This window comes from Proteus sp. PR00224, from assembly GCF_016238105.1.
Lineage (GTDB): Bacteria > Pseudomonadota > Gammaproteobacteria > Enterobacterales > Enterobacteriaceae > Proteus.
In genome coordinates, this window is the sequence record NZ_JAEHQU010000004.1 from 110,772 (window position 1) to 134,205 (window position 23,434).

General features: G+C 36.2%; 20 protein-coding genes and 2 tRNA genes. 18 read left to right on the forward strand and 4 right to left on the reverse strand.

Going from position 1 to position 23,434, the window contains the following annotated elements:
- The first annotated feature begins 4 nt into the window (after positions 1-4).
- The 3 genes from cydB to ybgE are packed head-to-tail and all read left to right on the forward strand — an operon-like array spanning position 5 to position 1,572.
- The gene (cydB, locus tag JEP71_RS09115; protein WP_088493410.1) at positions 5-1,162 is read left to right on the forward strand and encodes a cytochrome d ubiquinol oxidase subunit II; all 1,158 of its coding nucleotides are present in this window, start codon (positions 5-7) and stop codon (positions 1,160-1,162) included.
- A gap of 12 nt (positions 1,163-1,174) precedes the next feature.
- The gene (gene cydX / locus JEP71_RS09120; protein ID WP_099075922.1) at positions 1,175-1,288 is read left to right on the forward strand and encodes a cytochrome bd-I oxidase subunit CydX; all 114 of its coding nucleotides are present in this window, start codon (positions 1,175-1,177) and stop codon (positions 1,286-1,288) included.
- On the forward strand, positions 1,288-1,572 hold the full coding sequence (gene ybgE / locus JEP71_RS09125) for a cyd operon protein YbgE (RefSeq protein ID WP_075672722.1): 285 nt from the start codon (positions 1,288-1,290) through the stop codon (positions 1,570-1,572). The genes cydX and ybgE overlap by 1 nt, the downstream gene beginning before the upstream one ends.
- A 91-nt stretch (positions 1,573-1,663) precedes the next feature.
- Here the strand turns inward: ybgE and JEP71_RS09130 are convergent, their stop codons facing one another.
- A complete protein-coding gene (locus JEP71_RS09130) occupies positions 1,664-2,551 on the reverse strand; it encodes a LysR family transcriptional regulator (protein ID WP_198626124.1) in 888 nt (295 codons plus the stop codon).
- Positions 2,552-2,640: 89 nt separating this feature from the next.
- Here JEP71_RS09130 and JEP71_RS09135 point away from each other — a divergent pair, with 89 nt between their 5' ends.
- The 11 genes from JEP71_RS09135 (at position 2,641) to JEP71_RS09185 (ending at position 10,436) form a co-directional block, all read left to right on the forward strand.
- Complete coding sequence (locus JEP71_RS09135) at positions 2,641-4,011, forward strand: MFS transporter (RefSeq protein WP_198626125.1); 1,371 nt, start codon at positions 2,641-2,643, stop codon at positions 4,009-4,011.
- Positions 4,001-4,408 carry a DUF4440 domain-containing protein gene (locus tag JEP71_RS09140; RefSeq protein WP_109373955.1) on the forward strand — a complete coding sequence of 136 codons (408 nt, stop codon included), beginning with the start codon at positions 4,001-4,003 and terminating at the stop codon, positions 4,406-4,408. Before JEP71_RS09135 ends, JEP71_RS09140 begins: the two co-directional genes overlap by 11 nt.
- Before the next feature lie 310 nt (positions 4,409-4,718).
- Positions 4,719-5,114 (forward strand): tol-pal system-associated acyl-CoA thioesterase, encoded by a 396-nt coding sequence (gene ybgC, locus JEP71_RS09145; RefSeq protein ID WP_109373956.1) that lies wholly within the window; start codon positions 4,719-4,721, stop codon positions 5,112-5,114.
- Entirely contained in the window at positions 5,114-5,800 is a 687-nt protein-coding gene (gene tolQ / locus JEP71_RS09150; protein ID WP_198626126.1) for a Tol-Pal system protein TolQ, read from the forward strand. The genes ybgC and tolQ overlap by 1 nt, the downstream gene beginning before the upstream one ends.
- A 22-nt stretch (positions 5,801-5,822) precedes the next feature.
- Positions 5,823-6,248 (forward strand): colicin uptake protein TolR, encoded by a 426-nt coding sequence (gene tolR / locus JEP71_RS09155; RefSeq protein ID WP_109373958.1) that lies wholly within the window; start codon positions 5,823-5,825, stop codon positions 6,246-6,248.
- A 28-nt stretch (positions 6,249-6,276) separates the two neighbouring features.
- Positions 6,277-7,344 (forward strand): cell envelope integrity protein TolA, encoded by a 1,068-nt coding sequence (tolA, locus tag JEP71_RS09160; RefSeq protein WP_198620417.1) that lies wholly within the window; start codon positions 6,277-6,279, stop codon positions 7,342-7,344.
- Positions 7,345-7,486: 142 nt separating this feature from the next.
- Positions 7,487-8,782, forward strand: coding sequence for a Tol-Pal system beta propeller repeat protein TolB (tolB, locus tag JEP71_RS09165; RefSeq protein WP_109373960.1), 1,296 nt, complete (start codon positions 7,487-7,489; stop codon positions 8,780-8,782).
- A 45-nt stretch (positions 8,783-8,827) separates the two neighbouring features.
- Positions 8,828-9,322 carry a peptidoglycan-associated lipoprotein Pal gene (gene pal, locus JEP71_RS09170; protein WP_100159459.1) on the forward strand — a complete coding sequence of 165 codons (495 nt, stop codon included), beginning with the start codon at positions 8,828-8,830 and terminating at the stop codon, positions 9,320-9,322.
- Positions 9,323-9,331: 9 nt separating this feature from the next.
- Positions 9,332-10,099, forward strand: coding sequence for a tol-pal system protein YbgF (gene ybgF, locus JEP71_RS09175; protein ID WP_100159460.1), 768 nt, complete (start codon positions 9,332-9,334; stop codon positions 10,097-10,099).
- Positions 10,100-10,253: 154 nt separating this feature from the next.
- A tRNA-Lys gene (locus JEP71_RS09180) sits at positions 10,254-10,329 on the forward strand.
- Positions 10,330-10,360: 31 nt separating this feature from the next.
- Positions 10,361-10,436, forward strand: a tRNA-Lys gene (locus JEP71_RS09185).
- A gap of 168 nt (positions 10,437-10,604) precedes the next feature.
- Here JEP71_RS09185 and JEP71_RS09190 read toward each other — a convergent pair.
- The gene (locus tag JEP71_RS09190) at positions 10,605-11,489 is read right to left on the reverse strand and encodes an aminoglycoside 6-adenylyltransferase (RefSeq protein WP_198620418.1); all 885 of its coding nucleotides are present in this window, start codon (positions 11,487-11,489) and stop codon (positions 10,605-10,607) included.
- A gap of 251 nt (positions 11,490-11,740) precedes the next feature.
- On the opposite strand from JEP71_RS09190, the gene pnuC reads away from it, so the two are divergent.
- A complete protein-coding gene (gene pnuC, locus JEP71_RS09195; protein WP_269812636.1) occupies positions 11,741-12,469 on the forward strand; it encodes a nicotinamide riboside transporter PnuC in 729 nt (242 codons plus the stop codon).
- Positions 12,470-12,712: 243 nt separating this feature from the next.
- Positions 12,713-13,771, forward strand: coding sequence for a 3-deoxy-7-phosphoheptulonate synthase AroG (gene aroG / locus JEP71_RS09200; protein ID WP_198620419.1), 1,059 nt, complete (start codon positions 12,713-12,715; stop codon positions 13,769-13,771).
- Between the two features lie 67 nt (positions 13,772-13,838).
- On the opposite strand, the gene gpmA is transcribed toward aroG, so the two are convergent.
- On the reverse strand, positions 13,839-14,591 hold the full coding sequence (gpmA, locus tag JEP71_RS09205; protein ID WP_099075932.1) for a 2,3-diphosphoglycerate-dependent phosphoglycerate mutase: 753 nt from the start codon (positions 14,589-14,591) through the stop codon (positions 13,839-13,841).
- Between the two features lie 389 nt (positions 14,592-14,980).
- On the reverse strand, positions 14,981-16,447 hold the full coding sequence (gene modF, locus JEP71_RS09210) for a molybdate ABC transporter ATP-binding protein ModF (RefSeq protein WP_198626127.1): 1,467 nt from the start codon (positions 16,445-16,447) through the stop codon (positions 14,981-14,983).
- Positions 16,448-16,631: 184 nt separating this feature from the next.
- Between modF and JEP71_RS09215 the strand changes: the two genes are divergently transcribed.
- Positions 16,632-18,191: a ShlB/FhaC/HecB family hemolysin secretion/activation protein gene (locus tag JEP71_RS09215; protein ID WP_198626128.1), complete on the forward strand. Its 1,560-nt coding sequence runs from the start codon at positions 16,632-16,634 to the stop codon at positions 18,189-18,191.
- 14 nt (positions 18,192-18,205) lie between these two features.
- Positions 18,206-23,431 (forward strand): DUF637 domain-containing protein, encoded by a 5,226-nt coding sequence (locus JEP71_RS09220; RefSeq protein WP_198626129.1) that lies wholly within the window; start codon positions 18,206-18,208, stop codon positions 23,429-23,431.
- Positions 23,432-23,434 lie beyond the last annotated feature (3 nt).

Below are 23,434 nucleotides of genomic sequence, written 5' to 3' on the forward strand. Positions count from 1 at the left end.
CACTATGTTTGATTATGAAGTATTGCGATTTGTTTGGTGGCTACTGATTGGTATCTTACTGATTGGCTTCGCAGTCACTGATGGTTTTGATATGGGTGTGGGTGTGTTACTACGCGTGATCGCTAAAGATGACACTGAACGCCGTATTTTAATTAACTCTGTTGCTCCTCACTGGGATGGTAACCAAGTATGGTTAATCACAGCGGGTGGTGCATTATTCGCTGCATGGCCAATGGTTTATGCTGCGGCATTCTCTGGTTTCTATTTCGGTATGATCTTCGTACTGGCGGCATTATTCTTCCGTCCAGTCGGTTTTGACTACCGCTCTAAACTGGAATCTCCAAAATGGCGCGGCATGTGGGATTGGGGTATCTTTATTGGTAGCTTCGTTCCACCATTAGTTATCGGTGTCGCTTTTGGTAACCTGCTACAAGGTGTTCCATTAGAAGTCGATAGTATGCAACGTGTATCTTATAACGGTACGACTAACGCCCTGATTAACCTGTTAAGCCTATTAAACCCATACGGTTTATTAGCGGGTGTGGTTAGCTTAATGATGATTGTTGCACACGGTGCAAGCTATCTTCAAATGCGTACTACTGGTGAGTTACATGAGCGTACTCGTAAAACAACGTATATTACCTCATTAATTACGTTTATCGCATTCGCATTAGCAGGTGTGTGGTTAATCTATGGTATTGATGGCTTTATTATTACAAGTGCTATTGATACAGCAGGTCCATCATCTCCACTGCTGAAAACCGTTTCTCACGAAGCGGGTGCTTGGATGACTAACTACAACAACTATCCAGTATTATGGGCGCTGCCTGCATTAGGTCTGTTATCTCCATTACTGGCGATTGTTGCAACTAAAGCAAACAAAGGTGGTTGGGCATTCCTGTTCACTTCACTGACTATTGCTTGTGTTATCCTGACTTGTGGTGTGACTATGTTCCCATTTGTGATGCCTTCAAGCACTTTCCCAGATGTGAGCTTAACAATGTGGGATGCAACTTCTAGCCTGTTTACTCTTCAGGTAATGACAGTTGTTGCGATTATCTTTGTACCTATCGTTCTCCTTTACACCATTTGGTGTTACTGGAAAATGCACGGTCGCCTCGATAAGAAATTTATCGAAGGCAATAATCATACTCTTTACTAAGGAGCATAGAGAATGTGGTATTTTGCATGGATCCTCGGCACACTCTTCGCTTGTAGTATTGCGGTGATCGCAGGACTGGCTTTCGAACACGCTGAAGCTAAAAAAACTTCAGAAAGTGAAGAATAATGTTGGATAAAAGCTACCAACTACTAGACAAGGGCCCTATTAGGGCTCTTGTTTTAATCATGGCGTTGGTCATGGCATTTTGTGTCATGTGGGATCCTAGCCGATTTGCAGCGAACACAAGTTCACTTGCAATTTGGCAAGGTATTCTTCTTATTTGGTCTGTGTGTGCTGGTGCAACTTTTGGTCTAGCATTTCGTCCTAAACATGTTGTTGCAAAATGTTTATTACATCCAATCCCTGCAATTATTATTTTAGTTGTTGGGTTAAGTTACTTTTTCTTCTAAAAAAATACCTTATTTCTGCTCATAATATGAAAAAGAAATAAGGTATTTTATTTTCTATAAAACCGCGCTAAATTCTTTCATCCCCGTGTTTCTATAATTGAATATTCTCTTTTAAGTAATCAATAAATAAACGTGTTTTTCTTGGGATGTATTCGCTATAAGGAAAAATAATATTAACGGATTGTGTTAATAGCGATAGTTCAGGAAATAGCACTACTAATTGATTTTCCAATAATTCTTGATGAATATACCAATGTGGTAAAATAGCCATTCCTGAATGCGCTAGTACCATTTTCTTTAATGCAGCAATAGTATTTGTTTCGAAGCAGGCATCTTGAGCTAATTGAGAGAGAAGGGTATTGAATTCTGAAGAGGCTGAAAGCTTACTTTGGCGCAAATTACTATTTGCTAAATAAGGAATAGTGTTCAAGTCATTAATGGTTTTTATTGAGAACTTTTGCAACAAATAAGGTGAGATAACTAAACTTATCTCATAATCCGCCAGTTTTGTAGAGCGATAATTACTGTCTTTTAATGTGCCAAGACGAATGGCAAGATCAAGTTTATGGTTTATTAAATCCTCAATAGAAGAATTAAACGCATATTGTACTTTTAGCTTTGGGTGCAACTGCATAAATTGATTAAGTAATGGCAAAATATAGTGTTCACCAAATTCAGCCGTTGAGCTTAATCTCAACGATCCCTGTAATTCTTGTTGTCCTAATCGCGCCTTATCTAAAGTTTGTTCTAACTGATTTAACACTTGGCGAAAATCTTGATAAAGCATTTCACCAGTTTCAGTTAGTGAAAATCGCCGCGTATTACGATTGAGTAATGACACATCTAATTCTGTTTCTAACGCTTTGATATGAATACTCACCATCGATTTACTTAAACGCAAGTATTTTGCCGCTTGAGTAAATGATCCCGTATCAACAACAGCAATAAAAGAGCGAATTCGATCAATTTGATTTTGCATGATTGTTTACTCTGATTAAACAATAAATTCTATTTTGTCAGATAGACGAAATTCGTCAATCTTCCGTACTCTATGCGTGGAGGATTTTTATGACTTACCGCTATCGAATTGCATCTATATTTCTGCTGGGCTTCTTTATAGATTGCATTAACATTTTTATGTCAGCAATTGCATTACCTGCAATTGCCGATGATATGCAGATCTCTATTGTTTCTGTTACATGGGTTTCAAATAGTTATATTCTGGGATTAACATTAATTATTCCATTGAGTCACTGGTTATCTCAACGTTTTGGAATTAAAGCATTGATGGTAACGTCAATGTTGATGTTTAGTTTATCGGTCGCATTAGTGGGATATTCTCACTCTTTCATCGAACTTATTTTTTGGCGCTTTATTCAAGGTGTGAGTGGTGGACTGTTAATCCCAATAGGGCAAGCATTAACTTTTCAATATTTTCAAGGGCATGAGAGAAGTAAAATATCAACGCTTATTATGGTGATAGCGCTGATTGCACCTGCAATATCACCCACACTGGGTGGATTTATTGTTGATGTGGTTTCGTGGCGTTGGGTTTTTTATAGCAATATTCCATTTTCATTGATAACCGCGTTTCTAGCCTTTATCTGGGTAAAAGAGCCTTTACCTAAAGAAAATGTAATGCCTGATATTAAAGGTATCATTCTTATTAGTTTGATTATTGTATCTGGATTGTTTGCGTTATCTGCATATGGTGAATATCACTCAACATTACTTGCTTTAGTGATTGCCGTACTTTCAACAATTTTTGCTGTACTTTATTATTACCATTATCGACGCCATTCATCGCCGGTTATTAATCTAGCATTATTAAAAAATAGAAATCTATCGCTCTCTATTTTTATTTACTACTGTATTCCAGGTGTTTTTACTGGAGTGAATATCCTCGCTATTTTTTATTTACAACAATATTTAAAATTTACAGCTCAAGGCACGGGTATTTTTATGTTGTTGTATGCACTGGGTGCCTTTATTTCAATGATAATAAGTGGTGCACTTTATAATAAATTAGGTATGAAATGCTTATTTATTATTGCATTGCTATTACACAGTATTGGTATCTCCTTATTAACCTTTGTAAATAGCAATACAGATATTCCATTACTTATTATTGCATATCTAATTATCGGAGTGGGTGGGGGAATTGGCGCAAACACGGCGCAAACCACAGCATTGTATGACTTTAGTGCAAAAAAATTAGTTCAAGCAAGTGTTATTTGGAATATTAACCGACAAGTTGTTTTTAGTGTTGGGGCAACTATGGTTGCTATGTTATTTAATATTTTTTCTCTTTTTTGTTTACCACAAACTGCTTATAGCATGACTTTTTTAATATGCGCCTTGATAGGCATATTACCTCTTACTTTATTACTTACACTAAAGACAAAAGTTATTACACAGGAAATACAAGATGAATTCTAATAGTGATTTAATTATAGAAAGCATTAAATCTTTGCATGATGAGATTGAAACTGTTTTTACGCAATATCCACTACCAGTTGCTGCTATTACAAAAATAGAAAATCTTTTATCTCAAGAGTTTTCAATGGTTGGGATCAGCGGAAAAGCGGTGAGTTATGATGACGTTATTGCGATGTTCAGACAAAATGCAGGAAAAAGAAGTAGTCTGAAAATAAAAACGGATAATTATAAAATAATTTACCAATCAGATTGTTTGGCGCTTGTCAGATATCAAGAAACACATAGTGAAAATAAGAAAATTCTTATGCGCGAGTCTGTGGTGTTATTAAGACGCAATTCTCATGATGGGAGTTGGCAATGGCACTATCTTCATGAAACCCCAATCTCAAATAATTAATTGATTTATATGGAAAACTAGTTTTTTAACTGGTTTTTTTCTGTCATTAAAAATAATACTACTAAATTAGACAATCTATGAATTTCTAATTAGCAAGCATTTTTATGCTGTCTTAATAAAAATATTTTTTCTATTCAGAGCACAAAGCATATTGCGTGTTGCAAAGAAGAGTTTATGATTGGCGCCTGAAAACTGCGTTTTCTATTCTTTACGTTACTACGATTCCCTTAGAGCGACCGCTTAAGTATAGTTAGGTAACCTATAGCTACATTATTTATGGGCTTAACTCGGGAAATGTAAGGAAGGTACTATGCAGTTTCTTTGGCCTGTTCGTGTTTATTATGAAGATACTGATGCTGGTGGTGTTGTTTATCACGCCAGTTATCTGAAATATTTTGAACGCGCTAGAACTGAACTACTCAGAGAAAAAGGTTTTCATCAACATGATTTACGGGAGTATAATCATGTTGTATTTGTTGTACGTAAATTATCAATAGAATATATTGCGCCAGCTCGACTTGATAATCTTTTGCAAGTAGAAAGTGAAATTACCACATTGCGTGGTGCTTCGATGACATTTTCTCAAAAAATTATTAATGAAGATGGTTGTGTATTGTGCAGCGCAGAAGTGCTCGTTGTCTGCGTAGATTCATCAAAAATGAAGCCAGTAGCGCTTCCTAAGTCCATTATCGCGGAGTTTAAGTAGTGGCTGACATGAATGTTATCGATCTCTTCCTAAAAGCAGGGCTTTTAGTCAAGTTGATCATGTTGCTTTTAATCGGATTTTCTATTGCATCTTGGGCGATTATTATTCAGCGAACTAAAGTTCTGAATGCCGCCGATCGTGAAGTTGCAGATTTTGAAGATAAATTCTGGTCAGGTACTGATTTGGCACGTTTATATAAAGATAGCCAAGCTCGTCGTGATGAATTATCTGGCTCAGAGCAAATTTTTCATTCTGGCTTTAAAGAATTTGCCCGTTTGCATCAAGCAAACGTTCATGCTCCTGATGCGGTTGTTAATGGTGCATCAAGGGCTATGCGTGTTTCTTTCAATCGTGAATTAGAATCTTTAGAGAATAATATTCCTTTCCTTGGTACTGTCGGTTCTATCAGCCCATATATTGGTCTGTTCGGTACAGTCTGGGGGATTATGCACGCATTTATTGCATTAGGTAGTGTTAAACAAGCAACATTACAAATGGTCGCACCCGGCATTGCTGAAGCTCTGATTGCAACAGCTATCGGTTTATTTGCGGCAATCCCCGCAGTTATGGCTTATAACCGGTTTACGCAGCGTGTAAATAAACTGGAACAAAGTTACGATAACTTTATGGAAGAGTTCCTGACGATTTTACATCGCCAAGCTTTTACCTCCGCAGAAAAGAAATAGTTAACGCAGAAGGAGAGAGCTGATGGCACGGGGTCGCAGTAGCCGCCGAGGCGTAAAATCAGAGATTAACATTGTTCCTTTGCTCGACGTATTATTAGTGCTGTTACTTATTTTTATGGCAACAGCACCTATTATCTCGCAAAGTGTTGAGGTTGATCTTCCTGAAGCAACAGAGACACAAACTGTTTCAAGTAACGATAACCCTCCTGTAATTGTTGAAGTTGCAGGTGTTGGGCAATACAACATTCGTGTTGATCAGGAAGTGTTAGAATTATTACCACAAGAACAGATTATGGCTGAAGCTAAACGACAACTGGAAAAAAATCCGAAAGTTGTCTTTCTTATTGGCGGTGCTAAAGATGTTCCTTATGATGAGATAATTAAAGCGCTCAACATGTTACGTCAAGCAGGTGTTAAGTCTGTAGGTTTAATGACTCAGCCTATGTAATTAGGTTGAAATAAGTTTGGATGATAGCGTGGGAAAGAAGACGAAACCAACCCGAAGTAAATTGAGCGGTTCAGTTATCTTGTCTACCGCCTTGCATTTACTCGTTGTCGCATTGCTTATCTGGGGGTCATTAACTCAGAAATGGGATTTAGGTGGTGGCGGTGGATCTGATGGACAAGTTATTGATGCTATTATGGTTGATCCTAATGCGGTGGTACAACAGTATAACCAGCAAAAAGCGCAACAAGCTAACGTCCAAAAAGCCGAGCAAGAGCGAAAAGAGCGTGCTGAGCAACAAGAAGAAGAGTTGCGTCAGCAGCAAATGAAAGAACAAGAACGTTTGAAAACGTTAGAAGTTGAACGTTTACAAGCGAAAGAAGCGGCAGAAGCTCAAAAACGTGAATCTGCATTAGCTGCCGCTAAAGCAAAAGAAGAACAAAAAGTTGCAGAAGAAGCGGCTGCACAAGCGAAAGCAGAGCGCGATCGCATCTTAAAAGAACAAGCTGATGCTAAAAAACAAGCTGAGGCAGAAGCCAAGAAACAAGCAGAATTAGCCGCGAAACAAAAAGCGGAAGAAGCGAAGGCTAAAGCAGAAGCTGATGCTAAAGCCAAAGCTGAAGCGGATGCAAAAGCCAAAGCAGAAGCCGATGCTAAAGCAAAGGCTGCCGCAGAAGCGAAAGCTAAAGCAGCGGCAGAAGCCAAAGCAAAAGCGGCAGCTCAACAGCAAAGTAAAACAGTAAATAATTTACTTGATGGTTTAGTGGCTGATGGTAGCAAACAAAGCGGTGCATCAGCAGCAGGCCAAGGCGGTGGAAATCGTACTGGCGCAAATGGTGAAGGTGTAGATCGCTATAAAGGCCAACTGAAAATTGCAATAGAACAGAAGTTTATTGATCCTGAATTATACAAAGGTAAAACTTGTGAGCTAAGAATTAGCATTGCACCTGATGGGATGCTAATTAATGCGAAGATTGCAGGTGGCGATCCTGCATTATGCCAAGTGGCATTAAGAGCGGCGAATACAGCTACACTACCGAAGCCACCGAAAGATGTTTATGAACAAGTAAAATCATCAGTAATTGAGTTTAAACCATAAAACTGTCTGATTGTAGGAAAACATACACTAATTTATAGCTATTTTAGAATGTTATTGATGCGTTGTATGGTGTTGTTGAAAAGCGTTTGTTACTATTCTGTGCGTTATTGCGTAATAACCGCAATAATAAAAGGGAGACATGATGAAGCAGGCATTAAATGTTATTTTCGGGCTTTTGATTTTATGCGTAACCACTCTGGCTAACGCTGAAGTTCGAATTGAAATTACACAAGGGGTAAATACTGCACGCCCTATTGGTGTTGTTCCTTTTAAATGGGAAGGCACAGGTCAAATGCCAGAAGATGTTGCTGGTATAATTGCGGCTGATTTACGAAATAGCGGAAAATTTAATCCGATTGATGTGTCTCGTATACCTCAACAACCAGTTACTGCTTCTGAAGTCCAACCTGCACTTTGGACGGCATTAGGTATTGACTCTGTTGTCGTAGGACGTGTGCAACCATCAGCGGATGGCCAATATTTAGTGAGCTATCAGTTAGTTGATGTTGCTGGCTCTCCAGGTGCGGTTTTATCTCAAAGCGAGTTTAAAGTTCCATCTAAATGGTTACGTTACTCTGCACATACCGCTAGTGATGAAGTTTTTGAAAAACTGACGGGTATTCGTGGTGCATTCCGTACACGTATTGCTTATGTTGTTGTGACAAATGGTGGCGCATATCCTTATGAATTGCGCGTTTCAGATTATGATGGATTTAACCAAGATCGTGTTTATCGTTCATCACAGCCATTAATGTCACCAGCATGGTCACCAGATGGTGCTAAACTTGCATATGTAACCTTTGAAAGTGGTCAATCTGCTTTAGTGGTACAAACATTAGCAACAGGTGAGATTCGCCAAATTGCATCATTCCCAAGACATAATGGTGCACCTTCGTTTTCACCTGATGGCTCTAAACTTGCATTTGCTCTTTCTAAAAGCGGTAGTTTAAATCTGTATGTTATGGATTTAGCAAGTGGGAATATGACACAGGTAACCAATGGTAGAAGTAATAATACTGAGCCATCTTGGATGCCAGATGGGCAGACTTTGGTCTATACTTCAGATCAAGGTGGAAACCCTCAAATTTATAAGGTTAATATTAACGGAGGAACACCAGAGCGTATTACTTGGGAAGGTAGACAAAACCAAAACCCAGCAGTAAGCCCAGACGGTAGTTTCTTAGTTATGGTAAGTTCTGCAAGCGGTAGGCAACATATCGCTAAGCAGGATCTAGAAACTAATTCTGTACAATATCTAACAGATACGTTTCTGGATGAAACGCCAAGCATCGCTCCTAATGGCACAATGGTTATTTATAGCTCTACACAAGGCTTAGGCACCATTTTGCAGCTAGTATCGACAGATGGACGTTTCAAAGCGCGTCTTCCGGCGACTGACGGTCAGGTTAAATCACCTGCCTGGTCACCGTTTATGTGATGCATAAAAATTATGTATGGCAAACAAATAAAGGAACAAATAGAGATGCAATTAAACAAAGTGTTTAAAGGGTTGATGTTAGCATTACCACTCGTTGCTGTTGCAGCATGTAGCTCAAACAAAAACGACGATCAAACTGATACAAACAATGTACCAGTTGTTGAACAAGGTCCTACTGCTGAAGAATTAGCACGTCAGCAATTAGAACAACTGAAACAACAAAACATCGTTTACTTCGGTTTTGACAAATATGACATTAGCTCAGACTACGCTAACCTGTTAGATGCACACGCAGCATTCCTGCGTTCAAATCCATCAGTACGTATCACTGTAGAAGGTCATGCTGACGAACGCGGTACTCCAGAATACAACATCGCTCTGGGCGAACGTCGTGCAAACGCTGTGAAAATGTACCTGCAAGGTAAAGGCGTATCTGCTGATCAACTGTCAATCGTTTCTTACGGTAAAGAAAAACCAGCTGTACTGGGTCATGACGAAGCCGCTTATGCGAAAAACCGTCGTGCAGTACTGGATTACTAAGAGAACGGCATGAACAACAGTAACTTCAGACCTTTCTTGATGAGTCTGTTGTTACTGGTTGGCGTAGCGGCTCCTGTAGCCGCTATTGCCCAAGCGCCAATCAGTAATATCGGTTCAGGTTCGACCGATGAACGACTCGCCCAACTTGAGCGTTTTTCAAATGCTCACAGCCAGCTTTTGACCCAATTACAGCAACAACTCGCTGATTCTCAGCGTGATATTGATATGTTACGTGGTCAAATTCAGGAAAATCAATATCAGTTAAATCAAGTTGTTGAACGCCAACGCAACATCTATCAACAATTAGATAGCCTTGGTGGCGGAGCTTCAACATCAACAGAAGCCACTCAACCTGATAATACTGCTTCTTCAACACCTCCTGCGGCAACTAATTCAGGACAAGGTGATGAGAAGGCCGATTATAATGCAGCAATTGATATCGTATTGAATTCTAAAGATTACGATAAGGCAATTGTTGAATTAAACAACTTTATCAATAACTATCCGAAGTCTAGCTATCAATCAAATGCACAATTTTGGTTGGGTCAGATGTATTATCTAAAAGGTAATAAGGATCAGGCTGCAAGCACATTTGCTATTGTTGTTAAAAACTATCCAAAATCTCAAAAAGCAAGTGAAGCCTTTTATAAAATAGGTTTGATCATGCAAGAGAAAGGGCAAAAGGATAATGCTAAAGCTGTTTACCAACAAGTGATTAAGCAATATCCAAATAGCGCTGGCGCTAAATTAGCGCAAAAGCAGCTAGGAACACTCTAATTATTGACCCCGTAATGTAAAATGTTGCATTTTCGGGGTTAAATGATTGTTTTTTCAGCGGTTGAATGTTTTTTTGAAAAAAAACATTGCACAAAAACATTAAATCAGTATTATTACCCGCCGTTGCCACAGAGAATGTGGCGAGTTCGAAAAAGGGTCGTTAGCTCAGTCGGTAGAGCAGTTGACTTTTAATCAATTGGTCGGGCGTTCGAATCGCCCACGACCCACCATTTTCGAACATCAATCCGTTTTTATTGAAATGGGTCGTTAGCTCAGTCGGTAGAGCAGTTGACTTTTAATCAATTGGTCGGGCGTTCGAATCGCCCACGACCCACCATTTCAATCCCTTCTCCGTATATCTATCATTCCCTAAACAGAACAGTAAACAAACTCTTAGCTATTTTTCTATTTTTTGATAATGCAGTGCATTGTTTTATTAAACAATGAAGATAGTTTTCTCAAAATTGAAAAAACTACCTCGCTTTAATTAACAATCACATTGAAATCAGTAATGACAAACAATCGATGATGTAATCTGGGTGTATTCATTTTCAGTCAAAAATTCATTGTCAATTAGCCAATTACTGACAAGTTCTTGCGTTTTTATCGCAGTATCAATTGGGTGATTTAGCTGTTTTGAAGCATCAAGAAAAAATGCCATCATCACAGAAAGGGCGGCAGCGGCTTCATAAGGGGTACTCATTGCAAGTGTACTTTCTAATGAACGTAATGAATAAAACTTAGGTAGCCACTCTTTTAGGTTTTTTCCTTGATACCACACATCTTGTGTTGATGTTTGTAATGCAACTTGTTCAAGTAAGGCTATCAACCATTCACGCATATCATTCATGCGATAATTAGCAAACCAAAACTCATGGCGTAGAATGGCTACAGCGACTTGTGTGGCTTCAAACCAGAATTCTTGAGCATTACTGTAAGCTTCCTCTTTTGAAAGCATAGGAGGCGTTATAACGCTAATTTCAGGAAGCCCGTCACATAAACCTGTTTTATCAAGTAGGATTTGATATCCACGCTGGTAAACTGGGCTGAGCCCTTCACTTTTCATGTTAAAAATACGTTCAGGCTCTGCCATCATGATATCCATTTTGCGACCTTGAGCTAAAACATGTAAATAAATAGGCCAAAGCTTACCTTTAGGATCTTCACACTCTAATTGTAAGTTAACAAGGTCATCACCAAATTGTGATAACCAATGTCGGTTTTTTGCGAGTTCAGTCGCACCATGACCGATAAGCTCTATATCAATATCAGAATAACTGTCTATCTTTTTATTGCGGCCTAATGATCCTGTTAGTACTACAGCTTCAATTCTAGGATCAAGGAGGGCAAAAGATAGTATGTGATCGATTAAACGTGTTGTTGGCTCCATATTTCTCTCTAGTAAGTAAAACGTATAAAGTTATTTGTCGTTTTTATTGTTTAAAAAGTGAATCAGAATAATTTGTTTAGTATATAAAACATTTATTTGTTATTTTTATTAACTAGCAACATAATATTTAGTATCAAAAACACAGTACTATTATAAATATGAATTTATAATATATCTTTACTACTTTGCAAAGATGTCGCAATAACCCATATTTTCTTTGTTTTTTTCTATGATTAAGTCGGGGTTGTAAAATGGATGTCATGAGTTGGTTTAGTATTAATAATCTTTTAGTCAATATTCCGTTAGGAGAGGGAGGATATCCACTTTCATGGATTGAAGCTGTCGGTACTATTGCTGGACTATTGTGTATTTGGCTTGCCAGTCAGGAAAAAATTATTAACTATTTATTTGGACTGATTAATGTCACCTTATTTGCCATTATATTTTTCCAAATTCAGCTGTATGCAAGCTTATTACTTCAAATTTTCTTCTTCGCAGCCAATATTTATGGATGGTATGCATGGAGCAGAGTGAATGACTTTGAGCAAGCGGAGTTAAGAATACGTTGGTTAAAATCAAGTCATCGTCTCTTTTTAATTGTTGTTTCAATAGCTGCCATTGCCGCTCTTACTTTCAATATTGATACTGTATTTGGCTATTTAGCCGTTGTTGCTGTTGATATATTAAATGTCTTTGGTGCAAATTTAGCTACGCCAGTTCTTGAACCTGATGCATACCCATTCTGGGACTCAGCAATGACAGTGCTTTCTATTGTCGCGATGATCTTAATGACACGAAAACTAGTTGAAAATTGGCTAGTTTGGTCTGTTATTAACGTGATTAGTATTGTTATATTCTACAAACAAGGTGTTTATGCAATGTCTGTTGAATATATCATCTTACTGGCTATCGCGATTAATGGTTCTCGCTTGTGGATCAAAACAGCAAAACGCTCTAGCAGAAATAATTATCTCTCCTAATAAAAAAGGCTGGTAGAGTTATCTTTCTCTCCAGCCTTACTATTCATTGTTTTTATTCTTATTATTAACGCAATTTTGAATCATTATTTTGCTTAAATGCGCTATTTCCCTTTATGTTGAAATTTTTAGAAAGGTGACTATAGGTGCTTTAGATTGAAAGGGTGTTTACAGATAGAAAACGAATGGTTAGATTGGAAAAGCAATAATAACATTGACTAGATAACATAGAGTGGATACACGGGAATGAATTATCAAAATGATGACCTTAAAATAACACAAATTAATGAACTCTTACCGCCAGTGGCTTTATTGGAAAAGTTTCCAGCGACTGATAATGCGGCTTTTACAGTTCGTCATGCCCGTGAAGCTATTCATCAAATCCTAGCTGGAAAAGATGATCGTCTATTAGTAGTAATTGGACCTTGTTCTATTCATGATCCGAAAGCTGCGCTGGAGTATGCACAACGTTTAAGTCTTATTAGAGAAGAGCTTAAAGACAAACTTGAAATTGTAATGCGTGTTTATTTTGAAAAACCACGCACAACTGTAGGTTGGAAAGGTTTAATCAACGATCCTCATATGGATCATACTTTTGATATTAATGAAGGCTTACGCATTGCTCGTAATCTTTTATTAACGATTAATGATAGTGGCTTGCCAACGGCTGGCGAGTTCTTAGATATGATAACGCCGCAATACGTTGCTGATTTAATGAGTTGGGGCGCAATTGGCGCTCGTACTACAGAATCACAAGTTCATCGTGAGCTTTCATCTGGCTTATCTTGCCCTGTTGGTTTTAAAAATGGTACAGATGGCACCATTAAAGTGGCGATTGATGCGATTAATGCTGCGGGATCGCCACACTGTTTTCTTTCTGTAACCAAATGGGGACATTCTGCCATTGTGCGCACAGCAGGTAATGGTGATTGCCATATTATTTTACGTGGTGGCAAAGAGCCGAATTACAGTGCTGAACATGTTGCCGCTGTAAAAGAAGGGCTTAAAAAAGCCGGTTTACCACAAAACGTCATGGTAGATTTCAGTCACGCAAATAGTTGCAAGAAATTTGAGAAACAAATGGAAGTTGGTGCTGATATTTGCCAACAAATTAGCGCGGGTGAAAAAGCATTAATTGGCGTTATGATCGAAAGTCATTTAGTGGAAGGTAGCCAATCATTAGAAAGCGGTGAGCCTTTAGTTTATGGCAAAAGCATCACGGATGCATGTATTGGTTGGGATGACACCGAAACGCTATTACGCCAATTAGCAGATGCGGTTGTGGCTCGTCGTAATAAAGCGTAATAATTAAATTTAGAGTATAAAAAATGCCACTTTTACGTGGCATTTTTTTATGTAACTCAAAATAAAATTATTTTGCTTTACCTTGGTTAGCAACAGCGGCTGCTTTTGCTGCGATTTCGTCAGCATTACCTAAGTAGTAACGTTTGATTGGTTTCATGTTTTCATCAAATTCGTAAACTAAAGGTACAGCTGTTGGGATATTCAGCTCAAGAATTTCATCTTCGCTCATGTTGTCTAGGTATTTAACCAGAGCACGCAGTGAGTTACCGTGAGCTGCGATGATAACTTTCTCACCAGAAGCAACACGCGGTTTGATAACTTCTTCCCAGTATGGTGTTACACGGTCGATAGTTAATGCTAGGCTTTCAGTTAATGGCAGTTCTGCCGCAGTTAAAGATGCATAACGTGGATCTTTACCTGGGAAACGTTCATCATCTTTAGTTAATTCTGGTGGAGTGATAGCAAAACCACGACGCCATTGTTTAACTTGCTCGTCACCGTATTTTTCAGCGGTTTCAGCTTTGTTTAAGCCTTGCAGAGCGCCGTAATGACGTTCGTTTAATTTCCAGCTTTTTTCAACTGGCAGCCATTGTTGATCAACTTGATCAAGAATGTTCCACAGGGTGTGAATTGCGCGTTTCAGAACAGAAGTATATGCATAGTCAAAAGCAAAACCTTCAGCTTTCAGCAGTTTACCTGCTTCTTGCGCTTCATTACGGCCTTTTTCGGACAACTCAACGTCAGTCCAGCCTGTAAAACGGTTTTCTTTGTTCCATACACTTTCACCGTGTCGAACTAGCACAAGCTTAGTTACTGCCATAGTTTAGACTCCTATAATTACTTTCTTAATATAAGTTTAAAATTAGCACTTCAATCATTATATGGATCATCGACAAGAACGCCAAACATAAGTGACAAAACAAGGGGGATTAAGTCAAAAATGTCGTTTGTTCGATGAATTATTGCACAGTTGTCACACCTTTTGCTTAATCGTTCAAGCTATTAATCTAGCGGGATCGGAGTAAAAAAACAAAATATCCGTTTTGTATAAAAAATAGACGAAGATTGCGTCCATAAAACCGACACATTTTTTATTTATTATTGTTCAAATAATATGCAAAAAATGTCGATTTAAATAAAAAATTCAGACCTAATTTTAGCGTTAATTTCTAAAATCATTGCCCTGATTATGACAGTAAAAATCCATATTTAACAAATTTCTTGCTGATAGCGATAAATTTCGCCGTCTTTAATAAAAGTCAATCGATGAGTAATACATAATGGTGCGTCTTCTTGATGGTGACTCACAAATAAAAGCTGTGTATTACTATGGCTTATCATGATATCAATAAAACGCTGTACTAAGAGTCGATTCGTTGTATCTAATCCTTGCAGTGGTTCATCTAGAATAAGCAAAGTAGGGTGCTTAACTAACGCTCTAACAATTAACACTAAACGTTGTTGTCCCCAAGATAAGGAATGAAATGGATTATTGGCATGGGCTGTTAAACCAATCAATGCTAACCATTCATCAGCGAGTTTAAGCTGTTTATCTGTCATAGCCTGATAAATACCAATGGAGTCATGAAAACCTGAAATAATGACATTTTTTACACTTGAAGAGACGCGATAGCTTTGGTGTAAGGCATTACTGACATAACCGATATGGCGTTTAATTTCCCATACTGTTTCGCCACTTCCTCTTTTACGGCCAAATAACGTTAAGTCATTACTGTAACCTTGAGGGTGATCGCCTGTAATCAAACTTAGCAATGTCGATTTGCCTGCGCCATTAGGGCCTAAGATTTGCCAATGTTGTTGCGGTTTTACTTCCCAAGTTAAATGATAAAGTACAGGTTTGTCGTTATAACTCACTACACCATTTTTTAAAATGATTGGGGAAAGTGTGGGAGATAATTGTGGGATTGCATCTGGCGAGTCTTGTTCAGGTAATGTGAAGCTTTTAAGTGTTTCACTGTGAGATAATTGTGCGATCACTGAATCAGATAAAATCGACTCCTTTTCACCTTTAGCCACTAATTCGCAATGAATAAGTAAACCTGCATGTTGAATAAAATCAGGAATATCATTAAAACGATTTAAAATGAGTACAATCGTCAGATTTTGTTGATGTAATAGTATGAGTAATTCATTTAGTGCACGACGAGAATCAATATCTAGACCATCAAAAGGCTCATCTAAGATTAATAGATCAGGTTCATTCATTAACAGTTGAATAAGCAGTATTTTGCGAGATTCACCAGTAGAAAGATATTTAAAACGTCTTGATAATAAGTATTCAACACCAAATTGTTTTGCTAATAAAAGACACTTATCATTATCTTTTACCTGCATTTGGATAACTTGAGCAACCGTTAAACCTGTGTCGTCTTCACCTTCACTAAGTAAATCTGTGTTATTGCGACGCCACTCTTCTTCGATTATTTTTTGTAATTTTTCAAAAGAGAGGCTTATCGGACGAGTAAAGGTATTAATGAACTCACCTGATAGCAAGACACTTTCTTGACATAATGCGTTTGCTAATGTGCTTTTCCCACTTCCATTACTGCCTACAAATGCCCAACTATCACCTTCATTAATTGTTAAATCATTAATTTGCAAACAGAGTGTATCGCTTAATCGAAATTGTGTTTTTTTGAGTTGCAAGTATTTCATTATTTTTATCCGTCGCTTTTTAGAGCAAGTAGAGTACTTACCAATATCGGGTTAACTAATAATTGTCAATATTTGCTGAATTATTCTTAGGCAAAAAAAGCTTAAGTGTCTTTTAAAAAATGATAACTATTTAGTCAGAAATTTTATGCAATCATATAAAAAATAACTCAAGGATGATTTTTATATGCATAAGTTTAAAAATAAAAAGATTAAACTATTATTATTTCTATTGCTAATATTAGTAAGTAAAATGAGTTTTCCCAATATTAATAATAATGGTGTTGATAAAAATAATTGTTTTTTGATTAATGAAATAAAAATAGAAAATGCTGAGTTATTAAGTGGCAAAAAGCAGAATAAACTAACATCAAAATATCTACATCGATGTTTAACAGTAAATGATATACAGAGTATTGTTAGTGTTATAACAAATGAATATATTAAAAAAGGTTATATCACTTCACAAGCATTTATTTCTCATCAAGATCTCACTAATAGTAAACTTACAATTAAAGTGATAGAGGGAAAAATAAAAGATATTTTTATTGATAATATTTCTTCTCGATTAGTCAATATTATCTTTCCATCGTACAAAGAAAAAAGACTTAATTTACGTGATTTAGAGCATGGGCTTGAACAGCTTAATCGATTAGCAACAGCACAATATACACTAGATATTAAACCTAGCGATAGTGTGGGAGATTCTTCTATTTTTATTGTTCAAAACAATAAAAAATTGCCTTTTAAAAATCAATTAACCTTTGATAATTCAGGTACTAAAACAACAGGTAAAACTCTATTAGCCAATACCACAACAATAGATTCGTTATTTGGATTAGGCGAACAATGGAGTTTCTCACTGAGTACAAATACAGATTTATCTCGTTCGCACTATTCTCGCTCTTATTCTGCAAGTGTGAATATTCCTTATGGATACTGGTTTTATCAGTATCAATTATCTCATAGTCAATCCTCTTATCCTTTCCTCAGTCATAATGTTCAACACGCTTATAAAAACAAAAATAGAGATCAGCAATTTGATATTAGTCGTTTAGTCTATCGTGATAATAAGCAGCGAATAATATTAAAGAGTTCGCTGAAATATAAAAAAGTAAGGACACAATTAGCACAACAAAAACTACGAATAAATAGCCCCACATTAACCTCTTTATCATTTAGTCCTCAATATAGTTTAACTCTCAAACGAGGATATTTAACGATTAATCCAATGGTAGAAATGGGGCTTTCTTTTTTTGGTGCATCACCTGATTATATTGCTGAAAACTCACCTCGTAGTCATTACCGAAAACTAAGCATAAATTTAAGCTATCAACATTTATTTCTTAACAAATTTTCTTATATTACGTCATTTTATGGGCAATATACGCCAGATAATCTTTATAGTATAGAACGAGTAACAATTGATGGAATAAAAGCAGTCCGTGGATATAAAGAAACAAACCTGAATGCAAATAATGGTTTTTATTGGCGTAATGAAATAAACACACCACAGATAAATTATTTTTTAGGTGATGTTAATTTTATTTTTGCACTTGATTATGGTGTTGCTTATTCAGATAAATATGAAACAAAGAAGAATAAAATAATAGGAAGCGCAATAGGTGTTTCTTTTTATCATTCCATTTTCTTTTCTCAGATATTAATGAATAAACCGTTAATTTACCCAAAATCACTAAAACCAGAACACTGGTCATTATTTTGGTCTATTTCTTTGGCTATTTAAAATTTGGAGTTTTTATGGACGAAAAGGATATCTCTCGAAAACAGTGTTTAATTAGTTATAGCATTATTTATTTAACCGCTATTTACCCATTACATCCCGCTTGGAGTTCTATAATTACTCCATCCGATAAAATAATAAAAATAAGTCAGCAAAATACAGTTCCTATTATTAATATTGCAACACCTAATGATATTGGTGTTTCTCATAATCAATTTCATTCTTTTAATGTTGGTAAACAAGGTGTTGTACTTAATAATGCAACAATTCCTGTTAATACACAATTAGCTAAACAAGTAAATCCCAATGCTAATTTAAAAAGTAATGCAGCGCATTTAATTATTAATGAAGTAGTAGGAAATGGATATTCACAGTTATTAGGTAAATTAGAAGTTGCAGGTGAACAGGCGAAAGTGGTTATTGCAAATCCGAATGGTATTACGTGTGATGGTTGTTCGTTTATTAATACCCCTGCAATTACGCTTACGACAGGAAAACCTCAATTTAGCCCTCAAGGTGCCTATTCAGCAATAGAAGTAAAAAAAGGCAGTGTTGTTATTGGTAAACAAGGTATGAATACCGAGCTGCAAAATTATGCTGATATTATTAGTCGTAGTATTGAATTAAATGGAAAAATAAACGCTAAAAATCTTTCTTTAATGCAAGGAAATAACCGTATTGATTTTGAAAAAGGAACGGTAAATAGCCTTAATGAAGAAGGTATAAAACCAACAATATCTATTGATACAAAAGCACTGGGGGGAATGTATGCCAATCAAATACGCCTAGTCAGCACAGAAAAGGGCGTTGGTGTTAATTTAAGTGATATTCAGACAACTCAAAACAGTATGAATTTAACTGTTGATGGAAAAATTACCTTTAATGGCAATATTCAATCTGAACAAGATATTAATGTTAGCAGTAAAGAACTACAAATTAACAGTAATGCAAAGTTAAAAGCAAAAAGGGATATAACTTTAGCAACTCATGCGCTAACTAATCATAGTGAAATTATCTCAGAAAAAGATATGCGTTTATTTGCAGATAAACTCACTAATAAAGGCGAAAAAGCACTTATTCAAGCAAAAGATAATTTATGGATACAAAAAAATGCACAGGGTGATCCTAGTAGTTTAATTGAAAATCAATCCGCCACGATAAAAACAGAAAAGGGTGATTTGATTATTCGGACAAAGAAGTTGGTTAATGAATCTATTACACCTTTATTTAAAGAGATAAAACAAGAGCCTGATTCTAAAAAATTTTACAGTGTTAGAAATCAATTTATTCCACCTTATCCTAGTAGCGGTTTTTTTCAGGGTAATTATGAAGCATATATTATTGCTTACATACCCGAGTTAATAGATGAAAGAAACAAGAAATGGTTTGGTATGGTAAATTTAAATGATGATTATGGTATAAATAGTGAGAGGAAAAAAATAGATTTAATTTCAAGTTATATTGCTTCTAAAATTATCTCTGGTAATAATTTATATATTCAATCCAATAGTATCTCAAATCATCAATCATATATTTTTGAAAATAATAATTCAATTTTAACTGGGAGAGATGCTTATTTTTTAGATTATTCAATAGGGCAATTAGATAAATGGGTGATATATAAAAATAGAGGCGTTTTTCCGGAAATAAATCCACTTTTTGAAATCCCCAATAATCAGGTTGAAAAATCGAAATATAGAAAAGAATATGAATATATACCATATGTTTCCACTGATATTTGTAGTTATGATTTTAAATTTGAAAATAATAATGAACATATCATGGCGAAAGGAAATTTAACTTTAGATTTTAAAAACTCTATAAATATAGAAACTAAAGTACCATTTAAATATTCTAAAATAAAAAGGCTAATAAACAAATTACACTCGGGATATAATATTTTAGCTAGTAATATACTGATTAATTCTGATTCTATTAATATATCATCAAATATAAAATCAAATAATGATCTATCTATTATCTCTAATGATGATATTACAATAAAAGATGCGCAACTCTCATCTGAACATTCGTTAAGTTTAATTTCAAATAAAAATATAGAACTGAATCAAGTAGATTTAACAGCAAAAGATAGTGTTGTTCTTGCCAAAAATGGAAACATTTATTATACATTAAACCCTATTTCTGCATTTAATGAAAATAATATTTTAACTTCCCCTATTATTAATGTTCCTAATTCTATCTTATTTCAGTCGGGAGGAAATATTACTTTTAATAATATTGAGGTTAATAATGCTAACTCTTTCAATTTAATTTCATCTGGTGATATAAAAATTCAGAGGAATGAATCAGAGTTTTTTAAGATATTACCTTATTTCCATTTATATACTCAAGAACCTGCATTATCAAAAACGGAAAGCTGGAAAATGCGAGGTGATATTACATTCACTTTCGGTAAAGATATTATTAGTCAAGGAATAAAATATAATAGTAATAAAGCCATAACCTTTAATGCCGGACAGGATATTTTTCTTTCCTCTAAATCAATAAAAGATGCCGATCCTTTCTTTAGTGATATTCATTATCCTCAATTACAATCTAAATTATTTTCAGACAATAACCTTATTTTAAACGCCGCTCGTGATATTGATTTAACTTCAACCATATTAAATTCAAAAGATAAAGTCATTGTATTAGCCGGTAGAAATATAAAGCTGGGTGCAAACGCTTATTCTGCTATCAAAGATCCCCATGAAGATGCTCAAGATATTCAGTATGCCACAGCAATGATAACTGGCAATAAAGGCATTTCTATTGCGTCATCAGGTACATTAATCACAGAAGGAAGTTCATTTAAATCAGAGGGTGATGTCACTATTTCAAGTGGTGACAATATTCAATTGGGATCAGTAATAACGCATTTTCGTAAAGAGTCGGGTTCTGACTTAGAAGAACTTCGTAAACAAGTCAGTACTGAAATTAATAGTGGTAATAATCTAACATTATTATCTGAAGGCAGTATTTTATTTCAGGCATCAAAATTAACTGCAAATAAAGAGATGGATATCGCCGCTAAAGGAGGATTCCTTTACGCGCAAGCGATGGAAGAATCGAGTTACTACAAAGAAGAAAAGAAAAAATGTAATTGGCGGACTTTGTGTGTTACTAAAAAGAAATATACGAAAACATTTTATGACACCAATAATAAAGTTACCGAGTTTATTGCTAATAGCAATATTAATTTATTTGCTAAAGATGATATCACTTTAGAAGCTACTAAAATTGATACAGAAAAAAATGCCAAGTTAACGAGTAAAACAGGAAAAGTTAATTTTAAAGCAGTAAAAAACACGGCCTTTAAACAAGTTATTACCAATTCAAAAGATATTTATATTACTCAGCGTGATCAGGGATATACCAAAGGAACATGGGTATTACCTGAACTCTATATTGGCGGAAAGCTTACTATTGATGCGCCTAAAGGCATATCTGCGGATATTAAAGCTAAGAAAAAAGAATCACTAGAACAAGCATTAACCGTTTTAAGTAATACACCAGAATATGCTTGGCTTAAAGATCTCCAACGTCAGGAAAATATTAATTGGAATTTAGTTAAAGACACTTATTCCAATTGGGATGATAAAACTCAGCAATTAAATCCTGTTGTCGGTGCCGTTATTGCCATCGCAGTAGGGGTTGCAACTTACGGTACTGCAACGGCGGCAACCATTGGTGGAATGGCAAGTGAAGCAACTATTGCGGCAGGTGCATCAGCCAGTGTGGCTTCAACGGCATCGGTTGCGGCACAAGCGGGTTTTGCCTCTTTAGTATCTCAAGCTGCGGTCTCTTTAGCTGAGAACAAAGGCAGTATTTATAAAACTATTGAATCCCTCGGCCGTAGTGATACCGCTAAATCTATTGTTACAAGCATGGTGGTGGCAGGGGCATTGCAAGGTCTTGACCAATTTATGGGGTGGGATCAGGCAATCCAAGGAGGAACCTTACCTTCAACAGGTAAGTTACTGCTTACTGATAACGCAACATGGAATCAAGTTGCACAGCGTGTCGCCTCGCATTCAGTTGTTAGCTCAACACTGGGTACTGCCATTCAAGGCGGTAGTTTTATTGATAATTTTAAAACCGCGCTATTAAGCAATATTGGTAGTCAATTCCATGCAGAAGGTGCCAACCTAATTGGTGATAACGGTGCGGTATTAGGGCATGCAGGAAAGGTGTTAAGTCATGCAACATTATCTGGTTTATCTGCCCAAATTAGTGGAGGAAATGTTAAAGGTGCAATTGTCGGCAGTTTAGCTGCTGAAATTGCGGCTATTTCGTTGGGTGATAATACTATTAAGGCTGAGGAGTGGCAGAAAAAATCAGAATCACAAGCTCAATTTGTTAGATTATTTGGTGGCATTGCAGGTGGAATTTTTACTGGTGAGCCAGGTGGTGTATATAGTGGCGCTAGAGGGGCTGAAAATAGTTTCCGTTACAATTATCTCTCTCATCATCAGCAAAAATTAATGGAGAAAGAATTATCTGCTGAAACTAATTATTTTAAAAAGACAGCAATTTATCTTAAATGGCTATCAGCAGATATAGGACAAGATACAGGGTTTAATGCAGGCCTTGTAGCAGGTATACCAACAGGATTGTATGAAACGATTGAAGGGCTCGCTTCTCTTGCTACAAATCCATTAGAAACATACCAAGCTATCAAAGCGGTTATTCAAAGTGATAATGCTTTCGATACATTAACTCAAGCGGTTAAGCAATCGTATATCGAGCGTATTGAAAAACTGGAAGCAGAATATCAAAAAGCAGGTGTATCTGGTTCATTTAATGCGGGTGTTGAAAGTGGAAAACTCATTTTTGATCTCGTAGGCTTATTTGCTGGTGGTGCTGGAGTTGCGAAAGGAAGTTCTCAGCTTATAGCTAAGACATCAGCTAAGATTACCACAAGAAATAAATTGGTTTCTTCTATAAAAAGTGGACAAGTAGGATTAAGTGATCCTGATGCAGTTGATTTAATAAAAGCTGATATGCTTAAAAACTTTTATAGCTACAAAGCTCCATCAGGTATTATTGCGGGTTATATAGATAAAAAGGGTGTTTATTATGTAACGGAAGGTAACCATAGGATGGTTGCTGCAGTGGAAATATATAATGAAATAGGAGAAATAAAATATATTAATCAATTGTTAGATAATGGAAGCTGGACTAAAATAGACAATCCTATAGTTGATTCAAAGCCATTACCTGTAAGAAAAATAAAGTGAGAA